This window comes from Marvinbryantia formatexigens DSM 14469 (genome assembly GCF_025148285.1).
GTDB classification, from domain to species: Bacteria; Bacillota; Clostridia; order Lachnospirales; family Lachnospiraceae; genus Marvinbryantia; species Marvinbryantia formatexigens.
The window spans coordinates 1,618,952-1,645,144 of record NZ_CP102268.1 but is presented as its reverse complement, the minus strand read 5'-3'; the positions used below and the strand labels follow the sequence as shown (position 1 = coordinate 1,645,144).

The window sequence follows — 26,193 nt, the reverse complement described above, 5'->3', positions numbered from 1 at the left end:
CTGTTCCCGGAAACAGAAAGGAGAGTCAGAATGTTTATTGAAGTTGATAAAGAAATCATCGATACCGATGACGATAATATCGTAAAGGTGCGTCAGAAATTGTTCCCGGAGGAGGAAAAGATGCCGCTGGCAAAGTATTTTTACAAATATCCGCTGCATATGCCCTCCCCGCTGGAAATGCAGATTATAAAGAAGCCGATGAAGGTGGAGGACGCGATCCGTCCGGAAAACTTCATGGACCTTTTAAAACCGTATGGATATGACAAAGTGGAGCTTGGGTACTGTATGTTTGAGGACGGCTCCGGCTACGTGGCGACCTACCGCGTGAGACCGCCGCACATTACCGCGGAGATGGAGCGCTGGTACCGCAACTGGAGAAATCTGAAATCGAAAAGCATGGTGCCGGGGCACGGCAATCTGAGATATAAAATCTGGAATTATGCGGACCATTTTGACCATTATTATGTAAACTGGCAGGATGGCTCCGACGGCATTCATACCACGGAGAGCCTTGACCTGGGAGCCGGCGACCGCATGTATGATACCATCCGTCACCAGTTTGATCTGAAGGATTTCGGGCTGACAGATGAGCGTCTGCAGGAGCTGAAGGACGCCGGCTGCCAGCTTACCGGAAAGGGCTCCTACGAGACCTTTGACGAGCCGGGCACGCATCTGTGCCTTGCCTATTCCCGTCCGTGCCCGCAGGGAGGCATCGAGACCAGAAGCAGGGAGTGGATCGGCTGGCGTCCGGTAAACGGAAAGCTGGTGAGAGATCCGAGCACAAAGTGTGATGAAGCGTATCTGAAAAAGGTGGTTATCCATACGCTGATTGAGTGGGAGCATCTGTATACCTTCCTGCCGGAGCTGTATGCGGAGTATCACGACCAGCCGATGGATGCGGACTGAGCAGCCGCCGGAGACTTATGCGGACGAAAGGACGGTTACAGATTTATATCAGGAAATGAAGGTAAGGAATTTGGCAGAACAGGAGTGAGAGAATGTTTACATTAAAAGGAAGAACAATGGTGATTACCGGCGGAGCAGGAAATAATGGTTCTGCGATTGTAAATGCCGCGCTGGAGGCGGGCATGAATGTCGCGATGCTGAGCGGATTACATACTAAGGCGCAGAAGGCGATTAAAGAAAAAATCAATCCGAAATATCACGATCATGTGATCGGAATCGCCCAGAACCCGAAGGCGAAATGGGAAGAAAATATGGAAGCAGCTCCGGAAATCTACGAGACGCGCACCCACATGAAGGATATGATTGATTATGTGTACGAGCGCTTCGGCAGCGTGGATGTGGTGGTGAACGCAAAGGGCGGACATATCCGTTATGATTTCGAACACACCGACAAGACCATCTGGCGTCATTCTATGGAGGTCGTGGAATCGGCGTTTGTAAATGCCAAGAATGCGATGCCGTATCTGCTGCAGAGCAAAGCGCCCAGAATTATCAACATTACCACCTGGGATGCCAGAAACGGCGGCTATTTCCTCGACCCGTCCTTTGCGGCGGCGCGCGGCGGTCTGGAGGCGCTGACCTACGAAATGGCGCGGGAATTCGGACCGAAGGGAATTACCTCTAACTGCATTTTAATCGGGCACTGTGAAGAGGATGTTCCGGAGGAAACCACGCTGAGCGACGAGGAACGCGCCAGAATGCTTGCCCGGATCCCGGTGGGCCGCATGATGGTTCCGCAGGATGTGGTGGGGGCGTTCTGCTTCCTGGCAAGCGAAGAAGCAAGCTTCGTAAACGGCGCAAGGATAGACGTCAACGGCGGTCTGATTGTAGGATAAACAGGGGCAGATAGAAAGAAGGAGGAGAGGAAGCATGGGACTGATATATAATGACGGTATGCCATATTATGAGGTGCCGGAGCTGACAGAAGAGGAGAAGGCGATGCCGGCTTCCCGGTTTTACACGGATTATAAGCTTTATCCGCCGAATCCTCTGCAGCAGCAGATTCTGGATGCCGGTCCGATGGCGGTGGAGGACGCCATTCCGATTGAACACTGGCTGGATCATCTTCAGATAAAAGGCTATCCGAAGGTATGCTACGGCTACACGATGATGCCGGAGGGATATGGCTTTTATATCGAGTATTCCGTATCGCCGGTTACCTGGCAGGGAAAATGGAGACGCTGGTACGGAAAATGGTATAATCAGCATTCAAAGAGCATGGTACAGGGGCAGGGAAACCTGCGCTATAAAATCTGGAATCCGCTGGACCACTGGGACCACAGATTTGTAAACGGAGAAAACGATAAGGACGGCGTCTGGTCACTGGAAACGCTGGACCTTGGCGCGACAGGAGATCCGTCTAAGGGAATCCCGGCAATTTCACATAATATTGATCTGCGCGATTACGGGCTTTCCGAAGAACGCTACCAGAAGCTGCTGGATGCCAACTGCCGGGCGGATGCCTGCTGGGAAGAATTTGAAGGTCATCCGGGGCATCATCTGGTGCTGCGCTTCAGCCGTCCGTGTCCGCTTGGCGGAAGAGAGAGCATCAACTGTGAGTGGATGGGCTTTTACGCGAAGGACGGAAAGATTATCCGCGATGAGGATACGCCGGTGGATAATACCTATCTGAAGAATGTTCTGACGCACAATACGATCGAGCGCCAGCATCTGTATGAGGTCCTGCCGGATTTATATGAGGCTTACAGCGCTCTGCCGGTGGATAAGGACTGACCGGCTGCGGCTGTGAGCGCACGAAACAATAACAACTACTGCAAGGAGGCAGACATGGAAGCAATTAAGACATCGTTTGTGAATGTGGCAAAGCGTTCTCCGGGCGTGTTATATGAGCCGGTACAGAAAAATGAGAAACAGAGAATTGCGGTACTGGTTATGCATTCGGATGAAGATTATCTGCTCTGGCCGACAGGTCCCGAACTGGCAAAAAGAGGGTATACGGTTCTGAATGCGAATGTCATGAGCAAGGAAGGGATTATCTTCAGCCAGATAGAAAAAACCAGGAGTGTGAAGGCTGCGGTAGAGTATCTGCGTTCGCTTCCCCAGGTAGAGAAGATTGTACTGATGGGGCACAGCGGCGGCGGTACATTGATGTCGGCATATCAGGCGGTTGCGGAAAACGGACCGCAGGTTTTCCGGGGACCCGAAAAAATATTTCCGTACCCGGACAGTGAAGAGCTGCCGCCCGCGGACGGTCTGATGCTGCTGGATTCCAACTGGGGAAATGCGGTCATGCAGCTTCTCAGCCTTGACCCGGCGGTGGAGGACGAAAACAGCGGCATGCTGATCAATGAGGAACTGAATCTTTTCAATCCGGCGAACGGGTTTGATGAAAAGGGGTCTGTTTATTCGGATGCGTTTATCAGAAAATTTCAGAAGGCGCAGAGTCTGCGGAATATTTATATTCTGGAATATGCGCTGAGCCGTCTGATGAAGATTGAAGCGGGCGGAGGAAATTATACAGACGACGAACCGCTTATCATTCCGGGAAGTGCGCAGGTATTTTTAAATAATAAGCTGTACGCCCAGGATACCCGTCTGATGGCCCATACGCAGAAGCCGTATCTGCTGCTGCACCCGGATGGAAGCAGAACAGAGGAGATTATCCGCAGCCTCAGAGGACCGGAAAATCCGGTTTCGCTTACTCCTTCTTTCTGGGAAGGCGCAAGGTTTCTCTCCGTAAAGACTTATCTGAATTCCTACGCCGTGCGCACTTCGGATGATTACGGGTTCGATGAAGACCATATATGGGGCGTGGAGTGGGAATCCACTTACAACTGCCCGCCGGGCAATGTGGCGCACATAAAATCTCCGCTGCTGGTCATGGGCATGACCGCCGGCTGGGAGTTCCTGGCGTCGGAAACTATTTATAACATGGCAGCCAGCGAGGACAAAACCATTGCGTTTGTGGAGGGCGCGACCCATAAGTTTACCCCGGCAAAACATCTGGAAAAATTTCCGGGACAGTTCGGGGACACCATGAAAACACTGCATGATTTTGTGGATGAGTGGCTCAGCGCCGGAAGATTCTAAGATGCATGGCGGATTCGCCGGGGCCGTGCGGCAGTTTACGAAAAAGGAGAGATGATCTATGAGAGTGAAAGCGATACAGAACATTGACGGTTTCTATAAAGCAATCAGAAAGTGCAAAGGAAGAGTGGAGCTGATTACCGATGAGAAGGATGTCCTGAATCTGGCATCCAAGCTGACGCAATACATCGGGCTGACCAGGGTATTCAGCAACCCGGACATTGAGGCGTTTGAAATCGTCTGCTACAATGCGGAGGACTACAGCCGGCTCCGGGAGTACCTGGTGCCGGCGGAATAAAAGGCAGAGCCGGCAAGAAAGCCGGCAAGAAAGGCAAGAAAGCCGGCGAGAAAAGAAAGCCGTCCTTGCATTTTCCGATGGGCGGTACTATAATATCTGTATCACACCAGTTCCGGGAGGAGTGCGGTTCGCCCGTATCGGAGGTGTCCGGTCTCACAATGATAATCCCGGTGACACGCTCCGGCTGGTGTGATTTTTTGTTGTTTTAACATGAAAAAAAGAATGTGTTTTCCTGCTTGATTGTGCGATGAGGTCATGAAAATGGCAGACGTAAAGAATCGGTTTGACTTTGTTTTATGGGCTTTGTATAATGTAGCCAGGAGAAGAACTGGAATAAACAGAGTGGGACGGGAAAACAGATATGGAGTTTGATTATCAGAATGCGGAATTTTTGGGATCGCGCTACAGTGACGTTACCAGAAATGTTATGGGGCACAGGCATAAGCATTATGAGCTGAATTTTATGACCCGTGGTAAAACAAAGATGAGATTGAACGAGAGTGTATTTGAGTATGAATCTTATGATTTCATTCTGATTCCGCCGATGGTTACTCATTTGTTATATGAATCAAAATATGCAACATTTGATAACTATGTAATCTGGTTTGGGATGAAGGACCAGCATCCTTTTACGGATAAAATTATAAAGCTGCATGATTATGACGGAGAAGTGCAGTTTCTGTGTTCGCAGATTTATAAGACATATATGGCTTCCGGAATGGAGAAGGCTGAATTGATTAATCTTTATCTGAAGGCTGTTCTATATCACATGAGAGACGGAGTGATATTGAATACGCGCAGACAACTGGATGATACGCATGATTTGACGGAACAGGTACTGAAATACATCAGCGAAAATATTTTCCGGCAGCGTCTGTCTGTAAAGGCAGTGGCTGACAGATTCAGTATTTCGCCGGAGCATCTGAGCCGGAAATTTAAAAAAGATACCGGGGAAAATCTGATTCAATATATGAATGAACTGCGGATTGCGGAGGCAAAAAGGCTTTTGGAGAGCCAGAATCTTACAATCAAGGAGATATCAGCGGGATTATTTTATACAGACCCTTTTTACTTTTCGAAGAGTTTTAAAAAGCTGACGGGGTGCTCTCCGTCGGAGTATCGTAAGAAAAATATAAAATGAGACCTGTTTGTCAGGCGGCTTATGAAAAAGAAACGGATGTGCAAAAAAGCATACCCGTTTCTTTTTTGCAAAAAGAGATCAAAAAAGTACATCCCTTTGTCATAATATGCTATGTTTATGAAAAAGGGTTTTTGTTATGATTGACATATAGCAAAAGCGATAAAAACCAGAGAGGAAAATACTGGTAATTTATGCAAAAATGCTAAAAAGTGCACTTTAAAGGGCGAAGCTATAAGAAAAATGTGACAACGAGGAAAAAAATGAAGATTAAAGATGTATTTTTTTATCCGGTAAAAATCAGGTCAAACGCAAAAGGAGGTGTGTACTGGTTCCTGCTGAAACTGGTTACAGATTCGGGTGTAGAGGGATGGGGAGAAATCATATGGAATGCATATAATCCTGCTACACTGGAAAAGATGGTCATGGATATGGCAGAAAATTACATTATCGGAGCGGATCCTTTCGATATGGAAAAAGTGTTTGGCAAGATTTTTGCTATCCACAGTAAGCTCCACACAGATTTGTCTTCTATGGGTCTTATCAGCGGATTTGAAATTGCCCTCTGGGATATTATCGGAAAAGAAACCGGGCAGCCGGTCTATAATCTGATGGGCGGCAGAGTAAATGACAGAATCCGCACGTATACATATCTTTATGAAAAAGAAGACAGGATTTTCTGCGAAGATTTCTGGCAGCTGCCGGATGCATGTGCAAAGCGGGCAAAGGAATATGCGGACATGGGTTTTACAGCAGTTAAGCTGGACCCGATGGCGCCCTATCTGGATACCTATGCCGTTCACATGCCGTCGCGGGAAGCGATGCTGCGGGCGAAAAGAACGATTGCAAATATCCGGGAAGCAGTGGGAGAAAATGTCGATATTATCATTGGAACACATGGACAGTTTACTGCAGCAGGGGCAATCCGCGTGGCAAAAATGCTGGAAGAATATGATCCTCTCTGGTTTGAGGAACCGACACCGCCCGAGAATCAGGAGATCTTGAAAAAAGTGTCCCGGGCAACGACTATCCCGATCGCTACCGGAGAAAGACTGGCGACCCGCTATGAATACGTAAAGCTGATGACAGATAAGAGCTGCGATATTTATCAGATTGATGTTGCGGGCGTCGGTGGGCTTCGTGAAGCAAGGTACATAGCGGCAATGGCGGACGCTTTTCACAGCCAGATAACGACGCATTTCTGGGCGGGACCGGTTAATTTTGCGGCACAGCTTCAGTTGGATGCATGCTGCCCGAATTTTCTGATTCAGGAAGCAATTGAGACAATGGGAAGCTTTGGAGGATTTGATAAGGTAATGAAGAAACCGTTTGTCTGGGAGGAAGGTTATATTATTCCATCAGGAGAACCGGGGCTTGGCATTGAAATTGATCAGGCGAAACTGGAAAAGTATGTGGTAAAGGATTATGATGAAAGGAATATTCTGATTTAAAGAAAAGGAGGGCTTTACAAATGAAAAGAAATACATGGAAGAAGAGTATTACACTTGTGATGGCGGCAGCAGTGGCAGCGGGAAGCGCGGCAGGAGTATCTGCGTCTGATGAAAAAAGAGTGGTAACAATCTGGTATGACGGAACCGAGGAAGATACGGTGAGCAGACTGGAGCCGGAGTTTGAGGCGCTGCATCCGGACATTGACCTTCAGTTTGAAATTGTTCCCTATGCAGATCTTGTAACAAAAGAAATGGTTGCATGCCAGGCAAAGGAAGGACCCGATCTGATGTGGCAGAGCTATGCATGGACAAACAGCTTTGCAAAACAGGGGCTGCTGCAGTCTTTCAGCCCTTATCTGGAAAAATCGGATGCGATCAATCTGGAAGATTTTGACCAGACGGCGCTTGAGCTTGGAACGGTAGACGGAGAAGTATATGGTCTTGCGTGGAGCACAGAAGCAATGTGTCTTGTGTATAATAAAGGACTTTTCCGCGACGCCGGACTGGACCCGGAAGCACCGCCGCAGAACTGGGAAGAAGTGCTGGAATATGCGCAGGCATTAACAAAAGATACGGATGGAGATGGAAACGTTGACCAGTATGGCTATGGTTTGGTAGGAAATCTTACGGGAAATACCTGGTTTCGTTTTATACCGGAGCTTTGGAGTGCCGGCGGAGAAGTTGCAAATGAGGATATGTCAGAAAGCATGCTGAATAGTCCGGAAGCAATTGAGGCGGCGACGTATTATTCGGAACTGTTGACAAAATATCACGTTGCGCCGGAGAGCTCTGTAAGCAATGGGGCTGCAGAAGTGCGTACATTGTTCAATAACAATAAAATTGGAATGTATGTAGACGGACAGTCTGCAGTTATGAACATTAAAAATGATGCGCCGGATCTGGAGGTCGGAGTCGCACTGTGGCCAGGGAAAGACGGTCCTCTGAATGCCGGGCTTGGCGGATATTATGTTGCAATGCCGAAGAATGCACCGAACCCGGATGACGCATGGACGTTTCTTGAATATTTTCTTTCGGAGGAAGTACAGGAATGGTTCCCGCATGCGTTCCCGGCAAATCTGGAAGCAAGAAAAGCAGAATGTTTAAGCGATGAGACAAACCAGATTTTTGCGGAACAGTTAAGTCACACAAAGAATTTCCAGCCGCTTGATGATACACCTGCAGCGCAGCAGATTATTCTGGATGCAGTGCAGTCCATGCTGAGCGGAACCGCGACTCCGGAGGAGGCTATGGAAACGGCAAAAGCAGCATTGGATGCAATATTGTAACGCATAGCGCCGGAACGGTGCTCATAGAAGAGAAGGGATGAAAAAAGTGAATCGAAAAGTAAAATTAAAAAGCAGCAGGGAATATCCTTTTATCTATCTTGCGCCGACCTTTATTGTCTTAATCGGGCTGGTTGGAGTTCCGATGTTCAATAATATTGTCAGAAGCTTTACGAATAATGGAGTATTTCCGGTGCTGGATCAGTATCAGAGATTATTCAAGGACAAGGTGTTTTTAAATGACCTGAAAAATACGTTTGTGTGGCTGCTGTATACCGTGCCGTTTGAAATGTTATTCGGGCTTCTGATAGCCGTATTATTAAATTCCAATATCCGGTTCCGGAAATTCTGGAGAACGTTGTTTATCGTTCCGTGGGTCATTCCATCTATTGTGGTGTGTATCGTCTGGAAATGGATTTACAATGCGGATTACGGTGTTTTGAATTATCTTTTATATCAGTTAGGAATCATTGATAAGTATCAGCTTTGGGTGTCAAGCCCAAAGCAGGCACTTATCTGTGTGGCGGCCGTTTATGTATGGAAAATTACGCCGTTTGTGTTGATTATGTATCTGAGCGGTCTGCAGTCGATCTCAGCCGATATATACGAAGCCGCAAAGCTGGATGGGGCAAACTGGTTCCGGCAGATATCATCTATCACAATTCCGCTGCTGTTTCCGGTTATGAGGTCTATTATTCTGGTATCGGTTATCTGGTCGCTGAATTCCTTTGTGTATGTTTACAGCATATCGGGAGGCGGACCGGCGAGAGCGTCAGAAATTGCGCAGATTTTTATTTACAAGACAGGTATAGAGCAGTTTAATTTCGAGTATTCGGCTGCTGCGGCAAACATATTTTTCCTGATCGTTATGGCTATTGCTGCAGTGTATATTGTCGTAACAGAGAAAAAAGAGAGTACACTGGTTTAGGAGGAAATAAGATGGGACGAACATTAAAAAAAATATGTTTATATGGAATCCTGTGCGTGCTTGCATGTATTTTTTTATTTCCTTTTTTCTGGCTGGTTTCCTGCTCTTTGCGCACACCGGATCAGTTAATGACTTCGCCGCCGCAGCTTTTGCCCGCGGAGCCGACGCTGCAGGCCTTCGTGTCGGTACTTACCACAACGGATATTCCGAGATATTTTCTGAATACCATTATTGTCGCGGGAACGGCAACGCTTCTGTGCATTGTGATTGCGGTTCCGGCAGGGTATTCCTTCGCAAGACATCATTACCGGGGAAAAAATTTTCTGATGCTGCTGATTTTGCTGTGTAATATGGTGCCGCAGGCGTCAACGCTGGTGCCGTTATACCGCACGTTAAACAGCACAGGGCTCGTAGATAACAAACTGGCGCTTTCTTTTACACATCTTTTATGTATGCTGCCGTTTTCTGTTATTATGATCCGCGGATTCATAAGTACTCTTCCGAGAACGCTGGAGGAGGCGGCGATGATTGACGGCTGCAGTAAAATTGGAATTTTGTTCCGTATTGTTCTGCCGATCTCGGCACCGGGGATTTTTGCAACGGCGATGTATGCGTTTATGATTTCCTGGGAAGAGTTTATGTACTCGATGACGTTTACGACCAGTAAATATTCGCGGACAATATCTGTGGGTCTGCAGATGTTTTCTTCGGAGTTTAAAACGGACTGGGCGTCGATACTTGCATCATCTGTCATGATGGCGGTTCCGATTTTACTGCTGTTTCTGACAATTCAGGATGTGTTTATTACAAGTGCCGTAGGTGGTGCATTAAAAGAATAAAGGAGAAAATAGAATTATGGAAAAAGTAATAAACTGGGGCGTGCTTGGCTATGCGGGGATTGCCCGGAAAAAGGTGCTGCCGGCAATGCTCCGGGTGGATACGGCGGTTCCTTATGCGATCGCAAGCAGAAGTGAAGAAAAACTGGCCCAGGCAAAGGAAGCATTTGGGTTTCAGAAATTGTATGGTACATATGACGCGCTTCTGAATGATCCGGATGTTGATGCGGTGTATATTCCGCTGCCGAATGCGCTTCATAAAGAGTGGGTTTTGAAAGCGGCTGCAGCGGGGAAACATGTGCTCTGCGAAAAGCCTCTGGCATTGACAAAGCAGGATGCACAGGAGATGGCAGATGCCTGCCGGGAGAATGGCGTGAAGCTGATGGAGGCGTTTATGTATCGGTTTTCCTCCCGCAGCAGGAAACTGAAAGAACTGGTGGATGCGGGAATAATTGGGGAAATCCGGCATATTAATTCTTCTCACCGGTTTGTTCTGGAGGATATGAATAATGTCAGAGTAAATGAGAAACTGGGCGGCGGTTCCATCAGAGATGTGGGATGCTATCCGATCAATATGACAGGAATGCTTTTAAATGAAACACCTGAGAAAATCTGTGCATTGCAGACAAAAATGCAGGGAGTAGATTTCAGCCTCAGTGCGGTTCTGCAATATTCCAATGGCGTTATGGCATCTGTCCATTCCGGGTTTGATTCACATTCTGCCCAGGTTACGGAGATAGATGGCACAGTGGGGAGTATCATTGTGAGAGATTCCTTTATTGATCAGGACGGAGTGGATACGCCGATACAGGTGGTGTTAAATGATGGCTCTGACACAGAGTATCTTCTGGAACCGTGCAGGCAGTACGAAGAAGAAATAAAGGAATTTTGCGCAGCGGTTCTGGAAAACCGGGAACCGGCGTTTTCTGTAGAAGAGAGCATCCGGAACGCCGGAGTTATGGACGCGATTCTGCGCTGTGCAAAGTGAGGATATGGCTATGATACGATTTGGGATTATCGGTGCGGGCGGAATCGCTGTGAAGTTCTGCGAAGCGGCCGGACGGGTGGAAGAAGCGGAAGTGCGGGCGGTTGCAAGCAAGTCCCTGGAGCGTGCAAAGACCTTTGCCGCTGCAAATAAGGTGCCGGAGTATTACGGAAGCTATCGGGAAATGCTGGAGCAGGCAGATATTGATGCGGTATATGTTGCTACAACCTGCAATTTTCATTATGAGAACTGTCTGCTGTGTATTGAATATGGGAAAGCGGTGCTTTGTGAAAAAAGCATGGTATTAAAGAAAAAAGAGGCAGAGGAGCTTTTTAAAAGGGCAAAAGAAAAAAAGGTGTTTGTGATGGAAGCGATGTGGTCCGTATTTCTTCCAACGATAAAAAAGGCGCGGGAGTGGATACGCACGGGGCGCATAGGGACCGTTTATCTGGCAAATTATACCGGGGGAATTCATGCGCAGCCGGAGCACAGGATTTTTAATCCGGAATTAGGCGGCGGAGCGCTGTATGATCTGACGGTGTATCCGATTGAAATTGTGAATAGTCTGATTCCGCAAAAGCTGGTAGATGTGCGGGCGGATATTGTAATGGGAGAAACGGGGGTCGATGTGACCAATAGCATCCTATTACAGTATGAGACCTGCAGGGCTTCGCTGCAGACAACGGCTTATTCCAGAGTACCGTCTCCGTCCGGATTGTACGGTTCTGACGGATATATCCAGATGACACAGACGCACAGGTGTGAGCGGTGCGAGCTGTATGACGGGGAGTTCCGCCTGGCAGAATCCTTCACATATCCAATTGACAATGGATTTGAATTCGAAATACAGGAAGTGGTGGATTGCATTAAAAGCGGAAAACTGGAAAGCAATCTGATGCCGCACGCCGCGACACTGCAGTGTCTGGATATTTTTGAAAAATGCTGCGGAAAGTAACAGTTCAGTCAGACTGACCTGTTGCACTAGAGGTGTTTTTTGCTTGACGTTCCCTGCGTTTGGTCTTATAATGAGTTATCAGTAAGTGATAATGAACAATAGGAGGTTACGATCATGGCAAACGTTACGAAAGAAATGCTGATTGGAGAGATTCTTCAGTTAGATCCGAATATGGCGGCAGTATTGATGGGGAGCGGTATGCACTGCGTAGGATGCCCGTCCTCACAGATGGAGTCCCTTGAGGAAGCCGCGATGGTTCATGGCATTCCGACAGATCTGCTGGTAGCAAGACTGAATGCTTACCTTGAGAGCGTTGGTAAATAGGGAACATTATAAATTCTGGAGAATTATTAAGGCAGAGAATGTGCTGCTACGCATCTTTGGGTCAGAAGAGATGCGGGAGAGGGCACACCCGCCAACGATTTTTCGTTGGCAGAACAGGTTTATAAAGTATGTTTGGAACAGTGGGGCTGTGATGCTGCACTGTTCTGTTTTTCTGTAGCTCTTAGCGCGAAAAACGATGGAATCACAGGAACGACCGTGTTTTGTACCTTCTGAATTTTATTGACAAACAGGGAGGGCTTCCTTATAATATGGGCAAGTAATGAGAAGGATAAGGTGATATGTTAAAAACGATTGATTTATTTGCGGGCGCCGGCGGGATTACGGAGGGGTTCCGCAAAGCAGGCTATGTCTGTGTATGTGCGAATGATATTGACGAGGAAGCAAAACATACATTTACATATAATCATCCGACAGTACCGTTTGTTCTGAAAGACGTGCGGGAGGTGACTGCTGCTGAATTACTGGCAGCGGCAAACTGTACGGCGGCGGAAATTGATGTAATAACCGGAGGTCCGCCCTGTCAGGGATTCAGTCTGGCAGGACAGCGTTTATCAGATGATCCGAGAAATACACTGTTCCGGGAATATGTAAGGATTGCAGCAGATATCCGTCCCAGAGTTCTTTTTTTTGAAAATGTACACGGCATTATGAATATGCAGAACGGAAGAGTGCTGAAAGCTATTGTAACGGAATTTGAAAAGATTGGATATCAGTGCAAATATAATTTAGTAAATGCGGCAGATTATGGTGTCCCGCAGGCCCGTCCCCGGTTTGTGCTTATTGGTATCAGAGGATTTGATAAGAAGATTACATTTCCGCAGCCAACGCATGGAAAGAATGAAGAATCGGGTCAGATGAATCTGTTTAAACGTGAATTGCTCCCATATGTTACGGTAAACGATGCATTTTCCAATCTTCCTGTTGTGAATCAGGGAGAGGGAGCGGAAAAAATGAAAATGAGAAATCATTATGACAATGATTTTCAGAAAAAATGCGTGGGCGAACGGAATCCCGGAGTTATTTATAATCATCGTGCAACAAGGCATTCCAAAGCAATTCAGGAACGATATGCAATGATACCGCAGGGGTGTAACAATTCGATCCTCCCGCCGGAAATCAGGACAAAGAAGCAGAATGCATATAAACTTGATCTGTCGCTTCCGGGGAGAACTGTGACTTGCAATTTCCGGACAGATTTGATACATCCGGTTATGAACCGGGGATTAACAGTCAGAGAAGCTGCAAGGCTGCAGTCCTTTGACGATGATTATTGTTTTTTTGGAAATCTTACAAGAAAAGCAAAATGGCTGACGCAGGATGACCAGGTGGGAAATGCGGTTCCTCCGCTATTGGCATATGCTTTTGCAAAGCATATAAAAGAAAACATGATACCACAGTTTGAAAAGGAGAAATAGATATGGCTACTTCACCGTCGCATCAGTTGGGAGAGGCGATCGGTGATTTTTTTGAATCAGCAATCATTAATTATCTGAGACCGGTAATTTCACGGAAAGGATATTATCTGGATTACAGACACCCGCGTCCGGCAAGGGGAAACAGACGGGAAGTCATAGGGACGGACCTTAATGGCAACAAACATAAGCTTGATATTGTTATAGAAAAGGGCGGCTCAGAAACGGAAGCGGGCATACCAAAAGCATTTATAGAAATGGCATGGAGAAGATATGTAAAGCATTCAAAAAATAAAGTGCAGGAAATTGCCGGAGCAATTCTTCCGCTGGTTGAAAAATATGCAAAAAATATGCCATTTTATGCGGCTGTTCTCGCGGGGGAATTTACGGAAAATGCGCTTTCACAATTAAGGTCCCAGGGATTTTACGTGCTTTATTTTAGTTATTCAGAAATTTGCAGCCTGTTTGAGTCGACTGGTCTGTCTATCCATTGGGAAGAAAATACGAGCGAATCCGAACTTCAGAATATCGTGGATTCTTTCCGTGCGTTAAAGGAAGAACAAAAAAACAGATTGCTTCAGAATTTCTTTACAACATATCAGGACAGGCTGAAAAAGCTTGCAGACGCATTGTGCGAGGCGCTGGATACCACTGTTTCGGAGGTGGTTGTTACACCGGTTCATGGAATTACCCGGATTCTGGAATCAGTCGATGACGCAGTGAAATTTATTGCGGATTATGATGAAGCGTCAATGGCACCTGTTTTAAGGTACGAAATTTCTGTCAGATACAGCAGCGGGGATGAATATATGATGAAGTGTACCAATAAAACAAAAGCAATACAGTTTTTGAACCAATATATAAATTAAATATATTTTGGAAGGCAGTGCCGGTCGGGGTGCTGCTTTTCTGTTTGCGCGTCATGGGCGCGCTCTAACGGGTGCAAGTCCCGAACATGCCCGGATAGTGGAAAATGTATAGCTGAACAGCAAGGGTGTCCATCGTGAGGTGGAATCTGAAGGAAGCTGTAGGCAAATCTCTGGTCCGACGGACAGAAATCGCATATAAGGCTAGGCTACGAGAGATAAGCTGGCAGAAAGCAACGAAGTCTAATAACTATCACGTTAGTAGTAGCAGAGTAAATGCGGCGGATATATGGAGAGAAAGAGCGTGCACCTTAAGCGTGGAGGTCTCACAGAGGTTCCATCAGCCTAGTAACAACGAACTGTGAGAAGTCAGCAGAGTCCATAGTAGTGAGGAAGTCTCAGTAATGGAGATGGAGCGAAGGGGCGAACAATCAATCAGTTTGAGTAGGTCTCGTGTTGCAGAAGAGACAGACATCCGCCGTAACCAATCGGGGAAAAGATGGTCAAATCAAGCGAGACGGAAAGGAAAGAACGCATGGACACAAGTAGTCTAATGGAGCAGATATTATCCAGAGATAATCTCAACAGAGCGTACCTGCAAGTCGTACGAAACAAAGGTGCAGAGGGAGTGGACGGAATGAAGTACACGGAACTTAAGGAGCACCTTGCAAAGAACGGCGAAATCATCAAGGAACAGCTGAGGACAAGGAAATATAAGCCTCAGCCAGTACGAAGAGTGGAGATACCAAAGACGGATGGCGGTGTCAGAAATCTGGGAGTACCAACAGTAACAGACAGATTTGTACAACAAGCCATAGCACAAGTGTTAACACCAATCTATGAAGAACAGTTTCATGACCACAGTTATGGATTTAGACCAAACAGATGTGCACAGCAGGCAATCCTTGCGGCACTCGACATGATGAATGACGGAAATGACTGGATTGTAGATATTGACCTGGAAAAGTTCTTTGACACAGTAAACCATGACAAGTTAATGACTTTAATTGGCAGAACAATCAAAGATGGAGATGTTATCTCTATTGTAAGGAAATATCTTGTAAGCGGAATCATGATAGATGATGAGTACAGGGAATCAGTTGTGGGAACACCACAAGGAGGAAATCTTTCTCCGCTGTTAGCAAACATCATGCTCAATGAACTCGATAAGGAAATGGAAAAGCGAGGGTTGAACTTTGTAAGATATGCGGATGACTGCATTATCATGGTAGGAAGCGAAATGTCTGCAAAGCGGGTGATGAGAAATATATCACGTTTCATCGAAGAGAAACTGGGACTCAAGGTCAACATGACCAAGAGCAAAGCAGACAGACCACAAGGGTTAAAATACCTTGGATTCGGATTCTACTATGACCCAATGGCACACCAATACAAGGCTAAACCACATGCAAAATCAGCTGAGAAATTTAAGAAGAAGATGAAAGAACTCACCTGCCGTAGCTGGGGCGTTAGCAACAGCTATAAGGTGGAGAAACTCAACCAACTCATCAGAGGATGGATAAACTACTTCAGGATAGGAAGCATGAAAACGCTCTGTAGAGAACTGGACGGAAACATCAGATATAGATTGCGCATGTGTATATGGAAACACTGGAAAACTCCCCAGAACAGAGCAAAGAATCTGATGAAACTTGATGTACCAAGATGGGCGGCATACAATATCGCTTATTGTGGCGATAAATACGCTCGTCTCGCACACAATGGCTGGATACAGAAAGCTATAAGTACAAAGAGACTAACCTCATTTGGATTAGTCTCAATGCTGGATTACTACACCGAGAGGTGTGTCACTTGTTAAGTTGATTGAACCGCCGTGTACCGAACGGTACGCACGGTGGTGTGAGAGGTCGGAATTTCTCATTTAAGAGAAATTCCTCCTACTCGATTTTTGCGGGCATTTACCGCTTTACGAAACCGGCTATTCAGGATATGATAATATAAACAGAAACAGGGCGGAAAACCGTCCGGAACATACGACAAAAAGGAGGATATGAACATGCAAAAGACAAGTATAAGACCCAAAAAGAAGCTGGGCTTCGGGCTGATGCGCCTGCCGCAGACGGCGGATGGAAAAATTGATATTCCGGCGGTCTGTCAGATGGTGGATGCGTTTCTGGAGAAAGGCTTTACGTATTTTGACACGGCATATGTGTATCATGAGGGCACCTCGGAGACGGCAGTGAAGGAAGCGCTGGTAAACCGGCATCCGAGGGAGAGCTTTACGCTGGCGACGAAGCTTCCGGCATGGAATCTGAAGTGCAGGGAGGATGTGCAGCGCATTTTTGACGAGCAGCTTGCACGCACCGGCGCAGGTTATTTTGACTATTATCTGCTGCATGCTGTGCAAAAATCGAATATTCCGGTTTTCGACCAGTATGATTGCTGGAGCTGGGCGCAGGAAATGAAGAAGCAGGGGCTGATTCGTCATTTTGGCTTTTCCTTCCACGATTCCGCAGAGATGCTGGATGAGCTGCTGGATAAGCATCCGGAGGTAGAATTTGTGCAGCTTCAGATTAATTACATGGACTGGGAGGATGAAAAGGTCCAGTCGCGCAAATGCTATGAGGTGGCAGTGAAGCACGGTATACCGGTCGTTGTCATGGAGCCGGTGAAGGGCGGCACGCTGGCATCCCTGCCGGAAAAGCCGGAAGCGATTCTGAAAAAATGCAGACCGCAGGCGTCGCTGGCTTCCTGGGGCATCCGGTTCTGTGCGTCGCTGGATAATGTGATGGCAGTTCTCAGCGGTATGTCCGATCAGAGCCAGATGGAGGATAACCTGCAGACAATGAATGATTTTGAGCCGCTCTCTGACGTGGAAAAAGAGGCTGTGCAGGAGACCGTAAAGGTAATCCGTTCGGTGCCGACTATCAGCTGTACCGCCTGCCGGTATTGTGTGGAAGGATGTCCGCAGCAGATCAAAATACCGGATATCTTTAAATGCTTGAACCAGGTGCGTCTCTACGGAAAGAGCGAAAAGGCATCGGCAAATTATAAAAATGCCGTGGGAGACGGCGGTGCGGCGTCTGTCTGCGTACATTGCGGACAGTGCGAGGGTGTCTGCCCGCAGCATCTGCCGGTGACAGAATATCTGGAGGAAGCCGCTTCTGTATTTGAGGTATAAAGACGTCCGGCGGAATTACGAAAACATCGGCATTATAAGGAGTTTTATACCGCTTCCTGTTATTTTTGGAAAATGGTTTAAAATCGGAATTCGGAAAACGGTTTAAAATCGGAATGGGCTTTACACCTCCGCGCCTTTTTAGTATAATAAAACAAGAGTGTATCAGCTACTAATAAGGATATAGGAGAACATAGACATGGATTTAGTAACAGTAAGAGAAATATACAGAAACAGAGAGGCATATCTGGATAAGGAGATTACCGTGGGCGGCTGGGTGAGAAGCGTGCGCGACTCCAAAACCTTCGGCTTTCTGGTGCTTCACGACGGTACCTTTTTTGAGACCCTGCAGATAGTATTTCATGATAAAATGGATAACTTCCAGGAAATCTGTAAGCTGAATGTCGGTGCGGCAGTGATTGTAAAGGGAACGCTGGTTGCAACGCCGCAGGCGAAGCAGCCGTTTGAGATTCAGGCGGATGAGGTGACAGTGGAGGGCGGCTCCGCGCCGGATTATCCGCTGCAGAAAAAGCGCCACAGCGTGGAATTCCTGCGCACGATCTCGCACCTGCGCCCGCGCACCAATATGTTCCAGGCGACTTTCCGCGTGCGCTCGCTGACGGCATACGCTATCCATAAATTTTTCCAGGAGCGTGACTTTGTGTATGTACACACGCCGCTCATTACCGGAAGCGACTGTGAGGGCGCTGGAGAGATGTTCCAGGTGACGACGCTGGATCTGGAAAATCCGCCGAAAACTGCGGACGGAAAAGTGGATTACACGAAAGACTTTTTCGGAAAGCAGACGAATCTGACGGTAAGCGGACAGCTCAATGGAGAAATGTATGCGCAGGCATTCCGCAACATTTACACCTTCGGACCGACCTTCCGCGCGGAAAATTCCAACACGACACGCCATGCGGCGGAGTTCTGGATGATTGAGCCGGAAATTGCCTTTGCGGATTTAAAGGATGATATGATTCTTGCGGAGGACATGCTGAAATACGTCATCCGCTACGTCATGGAAAATGCGCCGGAGGAGCTTGCTTTCTTCAATTCCTTTGTGGATAAGGGACTGATGGAGCGTCTGAACAGCGTGGTAAATTCGCAGTTCGGTCATGTGACCTACACAGAAGCCATTGAAATTCTGGAAAAGAATAACGATAAATTTGAATATAAGGTAAGCTGGGGCTGCGATCTGCAGACCGAGCATGAGCGGTATCTTACGGAGCAGGTGTTTAAGCGTCCGGTATTTGTGACTGACTACCCGAAGGAAATCAAGGCGTTTTACATGAAGCTGAATGACGACGGAAAGACCGTTGCGGCGATGGACTGCCTTGTTCCGGGTATCGGGGAAATCATTGGCGGAAGCCAGAGAGAGGACAGCTATGAAAAGCTTTTGCAGCGTATGCATGAGCTTGGCTTAAAGGAAGAGGATTACCGTGCCTATCTCGACCTGCGCAAATACGGTTCCACCCGTCATGCGGGCTTCGGCCTTGGCTTTGAGCGCTGCGTGATGTATCTTACGGGTGTAAGCAACATCCGTGACGTCATCCCGTTCCCGCGCACTGTCGGAAACTGCGAGGGCTGATACGGTGTTTCCAGATTAACTGGACGCTATATTTTTCAGAAATTTTGTCTGCAGGTCCCGCACCTGCACAGATAAAAACAGGTGCGGGAGCGCAAAAACAGGCGCCAGGTACATCATCATATACAGAAGGAGGGGCAGCCATGCCCGGTAAAATACTGATTGTGGATGACGAACGTGAGATTGCGGACGTTATCGGACTTTACCTGAAAAACGAAAATTTTGAGGCGGTCAAGTGCTACAACGGAAAAGATGCGCTGGCAGCAGTAAACGAAGAAAAGCCGGACCTGGCGATTCTGGACGTCATGCTGCCGGACATCGACGGCTTTACGATTCTGCAGAAAATCCGCGAAACCTACACGTTTCCGGTTATCATGCTGACGGCAAAGACAGAATATATGGACAAAATCAACGGGCTGACGCTGGGGGCGGACGATTATATTGAAAAGCCGTTTAATCCGCTGGAGCTGATAGCACGTGTGAAAGCGCAGCTCCGCCGTTACACAAAGTACAACGACGGCGGAAAGCCGCAGGAGGATATTATTGATTTTGGCGGGCTGCTGATGAACCGCAGCACGCATGAATGTACATTTAACGAGCGCGAGCTGACGCTTACGCCGATTGAATTTGATATTCTCTGGATTCTCTGTGAAAACCGCGGACAGGTAATCAGCTCGGAGCAGCTTTTTGAGCAGGTATGGCATGAGAAATATTACAAACAGAGCAACAACACAGTTATGGTGCACATCCGTCATCTTCGCGAGAAAATGGGCGGTCCGATGGGAAAAACAGAGTTTATCAAAACAGTCTGGGGAGTAGGGTACAAGGTTGAAAAATAGCTATAAAAAACTAAAGAGGACAATTCTCATCAGAACCAGTCTGGTGGCGGCGCTGACGCTGGTTGTGGGCTATGGGATTGTCCACTTTTTGATTGACGGAATCTTCCAGGATGTCTTTACGGATTTAATGATGTGGTTTTTTACGAACCTCCATCTGGACTGGAATACGGCGGATGAGCTTTACGGAAAAATCTTCATGGATAATAAAATCCTGTTCCTGGCAATCGGGTTTATCCTGCTGTTCCTTATTTTTTACAATCTTGCCATCAAGAACATTCTGGGATATCTGGGACGTGTGGAGAAGGCGATTGACGATGTCCGCGAGGACAACGAGGAGCCGGTGAAGCTGCCGCCGGAGCTGCAGCCCATTTCCGATAAGCTCACCGGGTTGAAAATGACGCTGAAGCGCAAAGAACGGGCAACGATTGAGAGCGAGCAGAAAAAGAATGATCTGGTAGTTTACCTTGCGCATGACTTAAAAACACCGCTCACCTCCATCATTGCCTATCTGACGATGCTGGACGGGCAGAAGAATATGCCGGAGGAGGACCGTCAGAAATATATCCATGTTTCGCTGGAGAAAGCGAACCGGCTGGGCGAGCTGATCAACGAATTTTTCGAGATTACCCGGTTCAATCTGCAGGATATTGTGCTGGAAAAGGTGCAGCTTGATCTGTCGGTAATGCTGGAGCAGCTTGCGGACGAAAGCTATGCCGTGCTGGCGGCAAAATACATGACCTGCCGGGTGGATGCGGATGAAAATATGATTGTGGACGGCGACCCGGACAAGCTGGCGCGCGTGTTTGAGAATCTGCTGCGCAATGCGATTGCGTATAGTTACAGCGATACGGAGATTGCGATTGAGGCGCGCAGAAAAGAGGATGATATCATCATCACCTTTACAAACCAGGGGCATCAGATTCCGGAGCAGAAGCTGAAGGCGATTTTTGAGAAGTTTTACCGCGTGGACAATGCGCGCAGCAGCCAGACGGGCGGTTCTGGGCTGGGGCTGTCGATTGCAAAGCAGATCGTAGAGCTGCACGGCGGGAAGATCGAGGCGGTAAGCGACCGCTACTATACGACATTTACCGTGACCCTGCCGGCGTATGTGCCGGAAGGAACGCAGAAGCGGGGACACGCAGCAAGGCACCGGGATACAGCCGGAGCCAGAATGGGGAGGCAGGCGTAAAAATTATGGCAGGAAACAGACAGAGAGACAGAAGAGGGACAGGACAAAAACGGCGCAGGAAGCGCGGCATCGGGAATTTTATCAGCACGCTGGTGATTATCATTGCGCTGGGGGTATTCTGCTATGCGGGATATCAGCTCGTGACGATTTATTTTGCGTACAAGGCAGGGACGGATGAATACAGCGAACTGGAGGGATATGTAAATTCTGACAGGGAGACGGAGAGCTTCGACGGCGAAAATATGGTGGAAAACGAGACGATGGCGGAAGACGGAGAGACAGAGACGGATGCCACGGCTGGCACGAAGAAGCTGCAGGAAATGGAAAATCCGATTGATTTCGACAGTCTGCTTGCCATCAACGGGGATATTATCGGCTGGCTGGAAATGGAAGCGCTGGATATTACTTATCCGATTGTGCAGGGTGAGGATAACGAATATTATCTGCACAGAACCTTCCGCAACCAGGAGAATTTTGCCGGCTCGATATTCCTGGATTATGTAAACAATCCGGATTTTTACAACCGGAACAGCATCGTTTACGGTCATAACATGAAGAACGGCTCGATGTTCGGAACGCTGAAGCAGTACGGGGAGCAGGAAACCTACGATAAGAGCCCGTATTTCTGGATCTACACGCCGGATAAAATCTATAAATATGAAATCTTTGCCTGCGGCGTTGTCGGGGCGTACAGCGACTGCTATAAAACCGTATTTTCCGGGGAAGAGGATTTTATGAACTTTATTAACCTCGCAAAATCGCAGTCCTACATCGACACCGGCGTGGACGTGAAATACGGAGATACCGTTGTTACGCTTTCCACCTGCACCGGCGACAGCGAGACGCGCTTTATCGTGCAGGGCAAACGTGTGCGTACCTATCAGTCCGTGCCGAAGGCGGGCGGCTACGAAGAGACGGAGGAATAAACAGAAAAATGCTGCTGCGGACGGGGCGGAAGGCAGAAAAAATGCTGCTGCGGACAGGGCGGAAGACAGCAGAAAAAACAAGAAGAGGACAGACGGGAAAAGGAGAGGGGGATTTATCATGCAGGATAAGAGCGAGACTTTACAGAAGTGGATTGCAGAAAGCAATAATGTAGTGTTTTTCGGCGGCGCCGGGGTGTCGACGGAGAGTGGGATACCGGATTTCCGCAGTGTGGACGGCTTATATAACCAGGAATATGATTATCCGCCGGAGACGATTATCAGCCACACGTTTTTCCTGAACCGGACGGAGGAATTTTACCGGTTTTATAAAAAGAAAATGCTGGTGCTGGATGCAAAGCCAAACATGGCGCACATCCGCCTGGCAGAGTGGGAAAAGAGCGGTCACGTGCGCGCTGTTATCACCCAGAACATCGATGGACTGCATCAGATGGCGGGAAGCAAAGAGGTATTGGAGCTGCACGGCAGTGTGCATCGCAATTACTGTCAGAAATGCCGGAAATTTTATGATGCGGAATATATAAAAGCGGCGGAAGGGATTCCGCGCTGCAGCTGCGGCGGTATTATCAAGCCGGACGTGGTGCTCTACGAAGAGGGGCTGGACAATGACATCATGATGAAGTCTATCCGCCACATTGCGTCCGCGGATGTGCTGATTATCGGCGGCACCTCTCTGGTGGTCTATCCGGCGGCGGGGCTGATTGACTATTTCCGCGGCAGCAAGCTGGTCGTGATTAACAGGAGTACGACCTCCCGCGATAAAAATGCCGACCTGGTAATTGACGACAGTATCGGAAAGGTCTTTGAAAGTATTCATATTGATTAGAGCGGTGCGGTCAGATTGCAGACCGGGCAGAATGCGGATAAGCCGGTCCGGAGAAGCTCTTTAGGCAGAGCGGGACGGGGCATGAAAAAGTGAGGACATGGAAAGGAGCCACAGGCATGGAACGGCTGAATTATGAGGTGGGCGATATTGTGCGGCTGAAAAAACCGCATCCCTGCGGCAGCAGCGAGTGGGAGATCCTGCGCGTGGGCGCGGACTTCCGGCTGAAGTGCGAAGGCTGCGGTCATCAGATTATGGTTGCCCGCAGGCTTGTCGAAAAAAACACGAGAGAATTGCGGAAAAAAGCTTGAAAAAAAACGAACCGTATGCTAAAATATGGTTTCGTGATATATTTAATTCCTTGTTCCTATTACGTATAGGAGCCAGAGTCCATAAGGAGGTGCAAAACGCATGAACAAGTATGAATTGGCCGTTGTTGTCAACGCAAAGATTGAGGACGACGCAAGAACTGCTACCGTTGAGAAGGTAAAAGAATACATTACCCGTTACAACGGAACCATCACGAATGTGGATGAGTGGGGCAAGAAAAAACTTGCATACGAGATTCAGAAGATGAGCGAAGGGTATTACTACTTCATTCAGTTTGAGGCAGACGCAGAATGCCCGATTGAACTCGAAAGACACGTTCGTATCATGGAAAATGTTCTCAGATATTTGTGTGTTAGACAGGACGCATAGATAACTAAGAGGAGATTAGAATGAATAAGGTTATTTTAATGGGACGCTTGACCAGAGACCCGGAGGTACGCTACTCCGCAGGAGAAAATGCAACGGCAGTTGCCAGATACACTCTGGCAGTAGACCGCAGATTCCGCAGAGAGGGAAGCGACCAGACAGCAGATTTTATCGGATGCGTTGCATTTGGCAGAAGCGCTGAATTTGCAGAAAAGTATTTCCGTCAGGGTCTGAAGATAGTAGTTACCGGACGTATCCAGACCGGCAGCTACACAAATAAAGATGGTGTGAAAGTATATACGACAGATGTTGTAGTGGAAGACCAGGAATTCGCAGAGAGCAAGAATGCTTCCCAGGGAGCATCAGACGGCGGTTATCAGAGCTATCAGCGTTCCGCTCCTGCTCCGGGCAGACCGGCTCCGAGTGCGGCATCTGGTGACGGCTTTATGAATATACCGGATGGTATCGATGAGGAGCTTCCGTTTAACTAGAGCACCCTTATCATTGTTTAAGGAGGGAAAACGATTATGGCTTATACAAAAGGCGATAGAGCAGATTCTCCGATGAAGAGAAGAGGCGGACGCAGAAGAAAGAAAGTCTGCGTATTCTGCGGCAAAGAAAACAACGAAATTGATTACAAGGACGTTGCAAAATTAAAGAAATATGTTTCTGAGAGAGGAAAGATCCTTCCCAGAAGAATCACAGGAACCTGTGCAAAGCACCAGAGATCGCTCACAGTAGCAATCAAGCGTGCAAGACATCTGGCAATGATGCCGTACGTGCAGGATTAATTACCGTAGTCTGTTTTGGCGGTAAGATAATATTTCCTGCTTGCGGGACAAGCGAAAAAGAAAGCCTTCAAATACCGGTTTTCCGGTTTTTGGAGGTTTTTTATCTTATAGGAAATTGTGATTTTGAAGTAATAGAAAAGAACGAGCGTTAATCGAACGTCTGAGCATTATATCATAGATTGTAGAAAAATGAATCATGCAGAGGAACGCTTTCCATGAGATTTGGATATTGCTTTCTTATTATGGATGTGTCCAACACCTGAGCAGTAACAACTATGGGAAAATCCTTTGAACAGAGCGCTGTATAAATAGTTGCCACTCGTTTTCGCTTTTGATATAATGGTCACAAAAAATGCGGTTACTTCTGGGAAATATAATACGTGACCTGCGAAAAGGGGTGGTATAATAAACTGCCGTAGCAAGGGGAGTACCCTTATGCGGCAGATTTTATATTTATGTTTGGGATGTTACTTCCTGTGCGACGGTTCGCGGATTTTAAGCGCCGGCAGAGTTACAAAGCAAAAAGTGTGAAATGGTCAGCGGACTTTCACATAAATTCTGCAAAGATGGAAGCTCCGACAACCGTCAGAAGACCGGCGACGGCGATGGCGAGGCTGCTCATGGCGCCCTCTACCTGTCCGAGCTCCATTGCCTTTGCGGTTCCGATAGCGTGGGAGGCGGTGCCGATGGCAAGCCCCTTTGCAACTGGTTCTTCAATGCGGAAGACCTTGCAAAGCAAATCTGCCAGTACGTTGCCGAGAATTCCTGTGACGATGATAACAGCGACCGTTATGGTTTCGATGCCGCCGAGTTCCTGTGAAACGCCAAGACCGATCGCTGTTGTGATGGATTTCGGCAGCAGTGTGACATACTGTTCATGTGTCAGACCAAAAAGCTTTGCCAGGAGAAGGACGCTTACCAGGCTTGTCAGCACTCCGGCAAGGATACCTGCGGCTACCGCCTTCAGATTCTTTTTCAGCAAAGTGAGCTGCTGGTAAAGAGGAACCGCCAGGCAGACGGTAGCAGGCGTCAGAAGATAGCTGATGTACCGGGCGCCTTCGTTATAGTGTTTATATTCAACATCCAGAAGAACGAGCGCCAGCATCACCAGAATCGTCCCGATCAGCAGGGGGTTTAAGATAGCGAGCTTAAATTTTCTTTTCAGCATCAGACCGGCTTCGTAGGCGGCGAGGCTGATGAAAGCGCCGAAAAATACAGAATCCACAAGAAAATCCTTCATTTTTTCTTTCCCCCTTTCCGGATAATAAACTGTGTGACGCGACCGGTTACAGCCATTACAAGGATGGTCGTCAAAACAGTGATGATCAGCACAGGCGCCCAGACCGGCTGCAGGGCGGTCCAGGAATCCAGCAGCCCGACAGCCGCCGGGATAAACATGACAGGCATAATCTCAATCAGAAAATCCGCCGCATCCTTTACCTGTTCTAATTTCAGCACGCCGCTGCATAACGCTGCAAGCATGAGTATCAGCCCGTAAACGCTTGCCGGAATAGGAAGAGGAATCAGCATACGCAGCGCCTCTCCCAGAAACGAAATAAACAAAATAATACCGAATTGCCGTAAGAACTTCATAATTCTCTCCTCCAATGTAATGATGTTGGGAAAAAAGCTCCCAACTATGATGCCGACAGATTGCGGGGTGCTGCGCATTC

At 47.8% G+C, this 26,193-nt stretch carries 28 protein-coding genes; 26 read left to right on the top strand and 2 right to left on the bottom strand.

The window, feature by feature from the left end:
• Positions 1-30: 30 nt before the first annotated feature.
• The 26 genes from NQ534_RS08060 (at position 31) to rpsR (ending at position 24,520) form a co-directional block, all read left to right on the top strand.
• Entirely contained in the window at positions 31-906 is an 876-nt protein-coding gene (locus NQ534_RS08060; RefSeq protein ID WP_006860749.1) for a DAPG hydrolase family protein, read from the top strand.
• Positions 907-998: 92 nt separating this feature from the next.
• A complete protein-coding gene (locus tag NQ534_RS08055; protein WP_040782053.1) occupies positions 999-1,802 on the top strand; it encodes an SDR family NAD(P)-dependent oxidoreductase in 804 nt (267 codons plus the stop codon).
• 34 nt (positions 1,803-1,836) lie between these two features.
• Positions 1,837-2,700, top strand: a complete 864-nt coding sequence (locus NQ534_RS08050; RefSeq protein ID WP_006860751.1) for a DAPG hydrolase family protein — start codon at positions 1,837-1,839, stop codon at positions 2,698-2,700.
• Positions 2,701-2,754: 54 nt separating this feature from the next.
• Positions 2,755-4,017, top strand: a complete 1,263-nt coding sequence (locus NQ534_RS08045; protein ID WP_006860752.1) for an alpha/beta hydrolase family protein — start codon at positions 2,755-2,757, stop codon at positions 4,015-4,017.
• Between the two features lie 58 nt (positions 4,018-4,075).
• Complete coding sequence (locus tag NQ534_RS08040; RefSeq protein ID WP_006860753.1) at positions 4,076-4,312, top strand: hypothetical protein; 237 nt, start codon at positions 4,076-4,078, stop codon at positions 4,310-4,312.
• Between the two features lie 361 nt (positions 4,313-4,673).
• A complete protein-coding gene (locus NQ534_RS08035; RefSeq protein ID WP_006860755.1) occupies positions 4,674-5,453 on the top strand; it encodes a helix-turn-helix transcriptional regulator in 780 nt (259 codons plus the stop codon).
• Between the two features lie 260 nt (positions 5,454-5,713).
• Positions 5,714-6,901: a mandelate racemase/muconate lactonizing enzyme family protein gene (locus tag NQ534_RS08030; protein ID WP_006860757.1), complete on the top strand. Its 1,188-nt coding sequence runs from the start codon at positions 5,714-5,716 to the stop codon at positions 6,899-6,901.
• A 20-nt stretch (positions 6,902-6,921) separates the two neighbouring features.
• Positions 6,922-8,187, top strand: coding sequence for an ABC transporter substrate-binding protein (locus NQ534_RS08025; protein WP_006860758.1), 1,266 nt, complete (start codon positions 6,922-6,924; stop codon positions 8,185-8,187).
• 37 nt (positions 8,188-8,224) lie between these two features.
• Positions 8,225-9,112: a carbohydrate ABC transporter permease gene (locus NQ534_RS08020; RefSeq protein WP_006860759.1), complete on the top strand. Its 888-nt coding sequence runs from the start codon at positions 8,225-8,227 to the stop codon at positions 9,110-9,112.
• Between the two features lie 11 nt (positions 9,113-9,123).
• Positions 9,124-9,951, top strand: a complete 828-nt coding sequence (locus tag NQ534_RS08015) for a carbohydrate ABC transporter permease (RefSeq protein ID WP_040782056.1) — start codon at positions 9,124-9,126, stop codon at positions 9,949-9,951.
• Between the two features lie 16 nt (positions 9,952-9,967).
• Positions 9,968-10,936: a Gfo/Idh/MocA family protein gene (locus NQ534_RS08010; RefSeq protein ID WP_006860761.1), complete on the top strand. Its 969-nt coding sequence runs from the start codon at positions 9,968-9,970 to the stop codon at positions 10,934-10,936.
• 10 nt (positions 10,937-10,946) lie between these two features.
• Entirely contained in the window at positions 10,947-11,888 is a 942-nt protein-coding gene (locus NQ534_RS08005) for a Gfo/Idh/MocA family protein (RefSeq protein ID WP_040782058.1), read from the top strand.
• A 114-nt stretch (positions 11,889-12,002) separates the two neighbouring features.
• Entirely contained in the window at positions 12,003-12,212 is a 210-nt protein-coding gene (locus NQ534_RS08000; RefSeq protein ID WP_006860763.1) for a DUF1858 domain-containing protein, read from the top strand.
• Positions 12,213-12,511: 299 nt separating this feature from the next.
• A complete protein-coding gene (locus NQ534_RS07995; protein ID WP_006860764.1) occupies positions 12,512-13,648 on the top strand; it encodes a DNA cytosine methyltransferase in 1,137 nt (378 codons plus the stop codon).
• 2 nt (positions 13,649-13,650) lie between these two features.
• A complete protein-coding gene (locus NQ534_RS07990) occupies positions 13,651-14,514 on the top strand; it encodes a hypothetical protein (RefSeq protein WP_006860765.1) in 864 nt (287 codons plus the stop codon).
• Positions 14,515-15,046: 532 nt separating this feature from the next.
• Positions 15,047-16,330, top strand: a complete 1,284-nt coding sequence (ltrA, locus tag NQ534_RS07985) for a group II intron reverse transcriptase/maturase (protein ID WP_157200741.1) — start codon at positions 15,047-15,049, stop codon at positions 16,328-16,330.
• A 192-nt stretch (positions 16,331-16,522) separates the two neighbouring features.
• Positions 16,523-17,653: an aldo/keto reductase gene (locus NQ534_RS07980; protein WP_006864374.1), complete on the top strand. Its 1,131-nt coding sequence runs from the start codon at positions 16,523-16,525 to the stop codon at positions 17,651-17,653.
• A 196-nt stretch (positions 17,654-17,849) separates the two neighbouring features.
• Positions 17,850-19,241 carry an asparagine--tRNA ligase gene (gene asnS, locus NQ534_RS07975; RefSeq protein WP_006864376.1) on the top strand — a complete coding sequence of 464 codons (1,392 nt, stop codon included), beginning with the start codon at positions 17,850-17,852 and terminating at the stop codon, positions 19,239-19,241.
• A gap of 140 nt (positions 19,242-19,381) precedes the next feature.
• A complete protein-coding gene (vanR, locus tag NQ534_RS07970; protein WP_006864377.1) occupies positions 19,382-20,077 on the top strand; it encodes a VanR-ABDEGLN family response regulator transcription factor in 696 nt (231 codons plus the stop codon).
• Complete coding sequence (locus NQ534_RS07965) at positions 20,067-21,266, top strand: sensor histidine kinase (protein WP_006864378.1); 1,200 nt, start codon at positions 20,067-20,069, stop codon at positions 21,264-21,266. Before vanR ends, NQ534_RS07965 begins: the two co-directional genes overlap by 11 nt.
• 5 nt (positions 21,267-21,271) lie before the next feature.
• On the top strand, positions 21,272-22,192 hold the full coding sequence (srtB, locus tag NQ534_RS07960; RefSeq protein ID WP_006864379.1) for a class B sortase: 921 nt from the start codon (positions 21,272-21,274) through the stop codon (positions 22,190-22,192).
• A 118-nt stretch (positions 22,193-22,310) separates the two neighbouring features.
• Positions 22,311-23,036, top strand: a complete 726-nt coding sequence (locus NQ534_RS07955; protein ID WP_006864380.1) for an NAD-dependent protein deacylase — start codon at positions 22,311-22,313, stop codon at positions 23,034-23,036.
• Between the two features lie 116 nt (positions 23,037-23,152).
• Positions 23,153-23,344, top strand: a complete 192-nt coding sequence (locus NQ534_RS07950; RefSeq protein ID WP_006864381.1) for a DUF951 domain-containing protein — start codon at positions 23,153-23,155, stop codon at positions 23,342-23,344.
• A 100-nt stretch (positions 23,345-23,444) separates the two neighbouring features.
• Positions 23,445-23,732, top strand: coding sequence for a 30S ribosomal protein S6 (rpsF, locus tag NQ534_RS07945; RefSeq protein WP_006864382.1), 288 nt, complete (start codon positions 23,445-23,447; stop codon positions 23,730-23,732).
• Between the two features lie 20 nt (positions 23,733-23,752).
• Positions 23,753-24,220, top strand: a complete 468-nt coding sequence (locus NQ534_RS07940) for a single-stranded DNA-binding protein (RefSeq protein WP_006864383.1) — start codon at positions 23,753-23,755, stop codon at positions 24,218-24,220.
• A 36-nt stretch (positions 24,221-24,256) separates the two neighbouring features.
• On the top strand, positions 24,257-24,520 hold the full coding sequence (gene rpsR / locus NQ534_RS07935) for a 30S ribosomal protein S18 (RefSeq protein ID WP_006864384.1): 264 nt from the start codon (positions 24,257-24,259) through the stop codon (positions 24,518-24,520).
• A 547-nt stretch (positions 24,521-25,067) separates the two neighbouring features.
• Here rpsR and NQ534_RS07930 read toward each other — a convergent pair.
• Positions 25,068-25,760, bottom strand: a complete 693-nt coding sequence (locus NQ534_RS07930) for an LrgB family protein (RefSeq protein ID WP_006864385.1) — start codon at positions 25,758-25,760, stop codon at positions 25,068-25,070.
• Positions 25,757-26,113 (bottom strand): CidA/LrgA family protein, encoded by a 357-nt coding sequence (locus tag NQ534_RS07925; protein WP_040785398.1) that lies wholly within the window; start codon positions 26,111-26,113, stop codon positions 25,757-25,759. Before NQ534_RS07925 ends, NQ534_RS07930 begins: the two co-directional genes overlap by 4 nt.
• Positions 26,114-26,193 lie beyond the last annotated feature (80 nt).

Bases quoted from the DNA above. Each gene is read 5' to 3' on its own strand.
- NQ534_RS07940 (WP_006864383.1), top strand. From the start codon at position 23,753: ATGAATAAGGTTATTTTAATGGGACGCTTGACCAGAGACCCGGAGGTA.
- rpsR (WP_006864384.1), top strand. From the start codon at position 24,257: ATGGCTTATACAAAAGGCGATAGAGCAGATTCTCCGATGAAGAGAAGA.
- NQ534_RS08000 (WP_006860763.1), top strand. From the start codon at position 12,003: ATGGCAAACGTTACGAAAGAAATGCTGATTGGAGAGATTCTTCAGTTA.
- vanR (WP_006864377.1), top strand. From the start codon at position 19,382: ATGCCCGGTAAAATACTGATTGTGGATGACGAACGTGAGATTGCGGAC.
- NQ534_RS08025 (WP_006860758.1), top strand. From the start codon at position 6,922: ATGAAAAGAAATACATGGAAGAAGAGTATTACACTTGTGATGGCGGCA.
- NQ534_RS08060 (WP_006860749.1), top strand. From the start codon at position 31: ATGTTTATTGAAGTTGATAAAGAAATCATCGATACCGATGACGATAAT.
- NQ534_RS07950 (WP_006864381.1), top strand. From the start codon at position 23,153: ATGGAACGGCTGAATTATGAGGTGGGCGATATTGTGCGGCTGAAAAAA.
- NQ534_RS07925 (WP_040785398.1), bottom strand. From the start codon at position 26,113: ATGAAGTTCTTACGGCAATTCGGTATTATTTTGTTTATTTCGTTTCTG.
- NQ534_RS07955 (WP_006864380.1), top strand. From the start codon at position 22,311: ATGCAGGATAAGAGCGAGACTTTACAGAAGTGGATTGCAGAAAGCAAT.
- NQ534_RS08030 (WP_006860757.1), top strand. From the start codon at position 5,714: ATGAAGATTAAAGATGTATTTTTTTATCCGGTAAAAATCAGGTCAAAC.
- NQ534_RS08015 (WP_040782056.1), top strand. From the start codon at position 9,124: ATGGGACGAACATTAAAAAAAATATGTTTATATGGAATCCTGTGCGTG.
- ltrA (WP_157200741.1), top strand. From the start codon at position 15,047: ATGGACACAAGTAGTCTAATGGAGCAGATATTATCCAGAGATAATCTC.
- NQ534_RS07980 (WP_006864374.1), top strand. From the start codon at position 16,523: ATGAACATGCAAAAGACAAGTATAAGACCCAAAAAGAAGCTGGGCTTC.
- rpsF (WP_006864382.1), top strand. From the start codon at position 23,445: ATGAACAAGTATGAATTGGCCGTTGTTGTCAACGCAAAGATTGAGGAC.
- NQ534_RS08050 (WP_006860751.1), top strand. From the start codon at position 1,837: ATGGGACTGATATATAATGACGGTATGCCATATTATGAGGTGCCGGAG.
- NQ534_RS08055 (WP_040782053.1), top strand. From the start codon at position 999: ATGTTTACATTAAAAGGAAGAACAATGGTGATTACCGGCGGAGCAGGA.
- NQ534_RS08035 (WP_006860755.1), top strand. From the start codon at position 4,674: ATGGAGTTTGATTATCAGAATGCGGAATTTTTGGGATCGCGCTACAGT.
- srtB (WP_006864379.1), top strand. From the start codon at position 21,272: ATGGCAGGAAACAGACAGAGAGACAGAAGAGGGACAGGACAAAAACGG.
- NQ534_RS08045 (WP_006860752.1), top strand. From the start codon at position 2,755: ATGGAAGCAATTAAGACATCGTTTGTGAATGTGGCAAAGCGTTCTCCG.
- NQ534_RS08040 (WP_006860753.1), top strand. From the start codon at position 4,076: ATGAGAGTGAAAGCGATACAGAACATTGACGGTTTCTATAAAGCAATC.
- NQ534_RS08005 (WP_040782058.1), top strand. From the start codon at position 10,947: ATGATACGATTTGGGATTATCGGTGCGGGCGGAATCGCTGTGAAGTTC.
- NQ534_RS08010 (WP_006860761.1), top strand. From the start codon at position 9,968: ATGGAAAAAGTAATAAACTGGGGCGTGCTTGGCTATGCGGGGATTGCC.
- asnS (WP_006864376.1), top strand. From the start codon at position 17,850: ATGGATTTAGTAACAGTAAGAGAAATATACAGAAACAGAGAGGCATAT.
- NQ534_RS07990 (WP_006860765.1), top strand. From the start codon at position 13,651: ATGGCTACTTCACCGTCGCATCAGTTGGGAGAGGCGATCGGTGATTTT.
- NQ534_RS07995 (WP_006860764.1), top strand. From the start codon at position 12,512: ATGTTAAAAACGATTGATTTATTTGCGGGCGCCGGCGGGATTACGGAG.
- NQ534_RS07930 (WP_006864385.1), bottom strand. From the start codon at position 25,760: ATGAAGGATTTTCTTGTGGATTCTGTATTTTTCGGCGCTTTCATCAGC.
- NQ534_RS08020 (WP_006860759.1), top strand. From the start codon at position 8,225: ATGAAAAAAGTGAATCGAAAAGTAAAATTAAAAAGCAGCAGGGAATAT.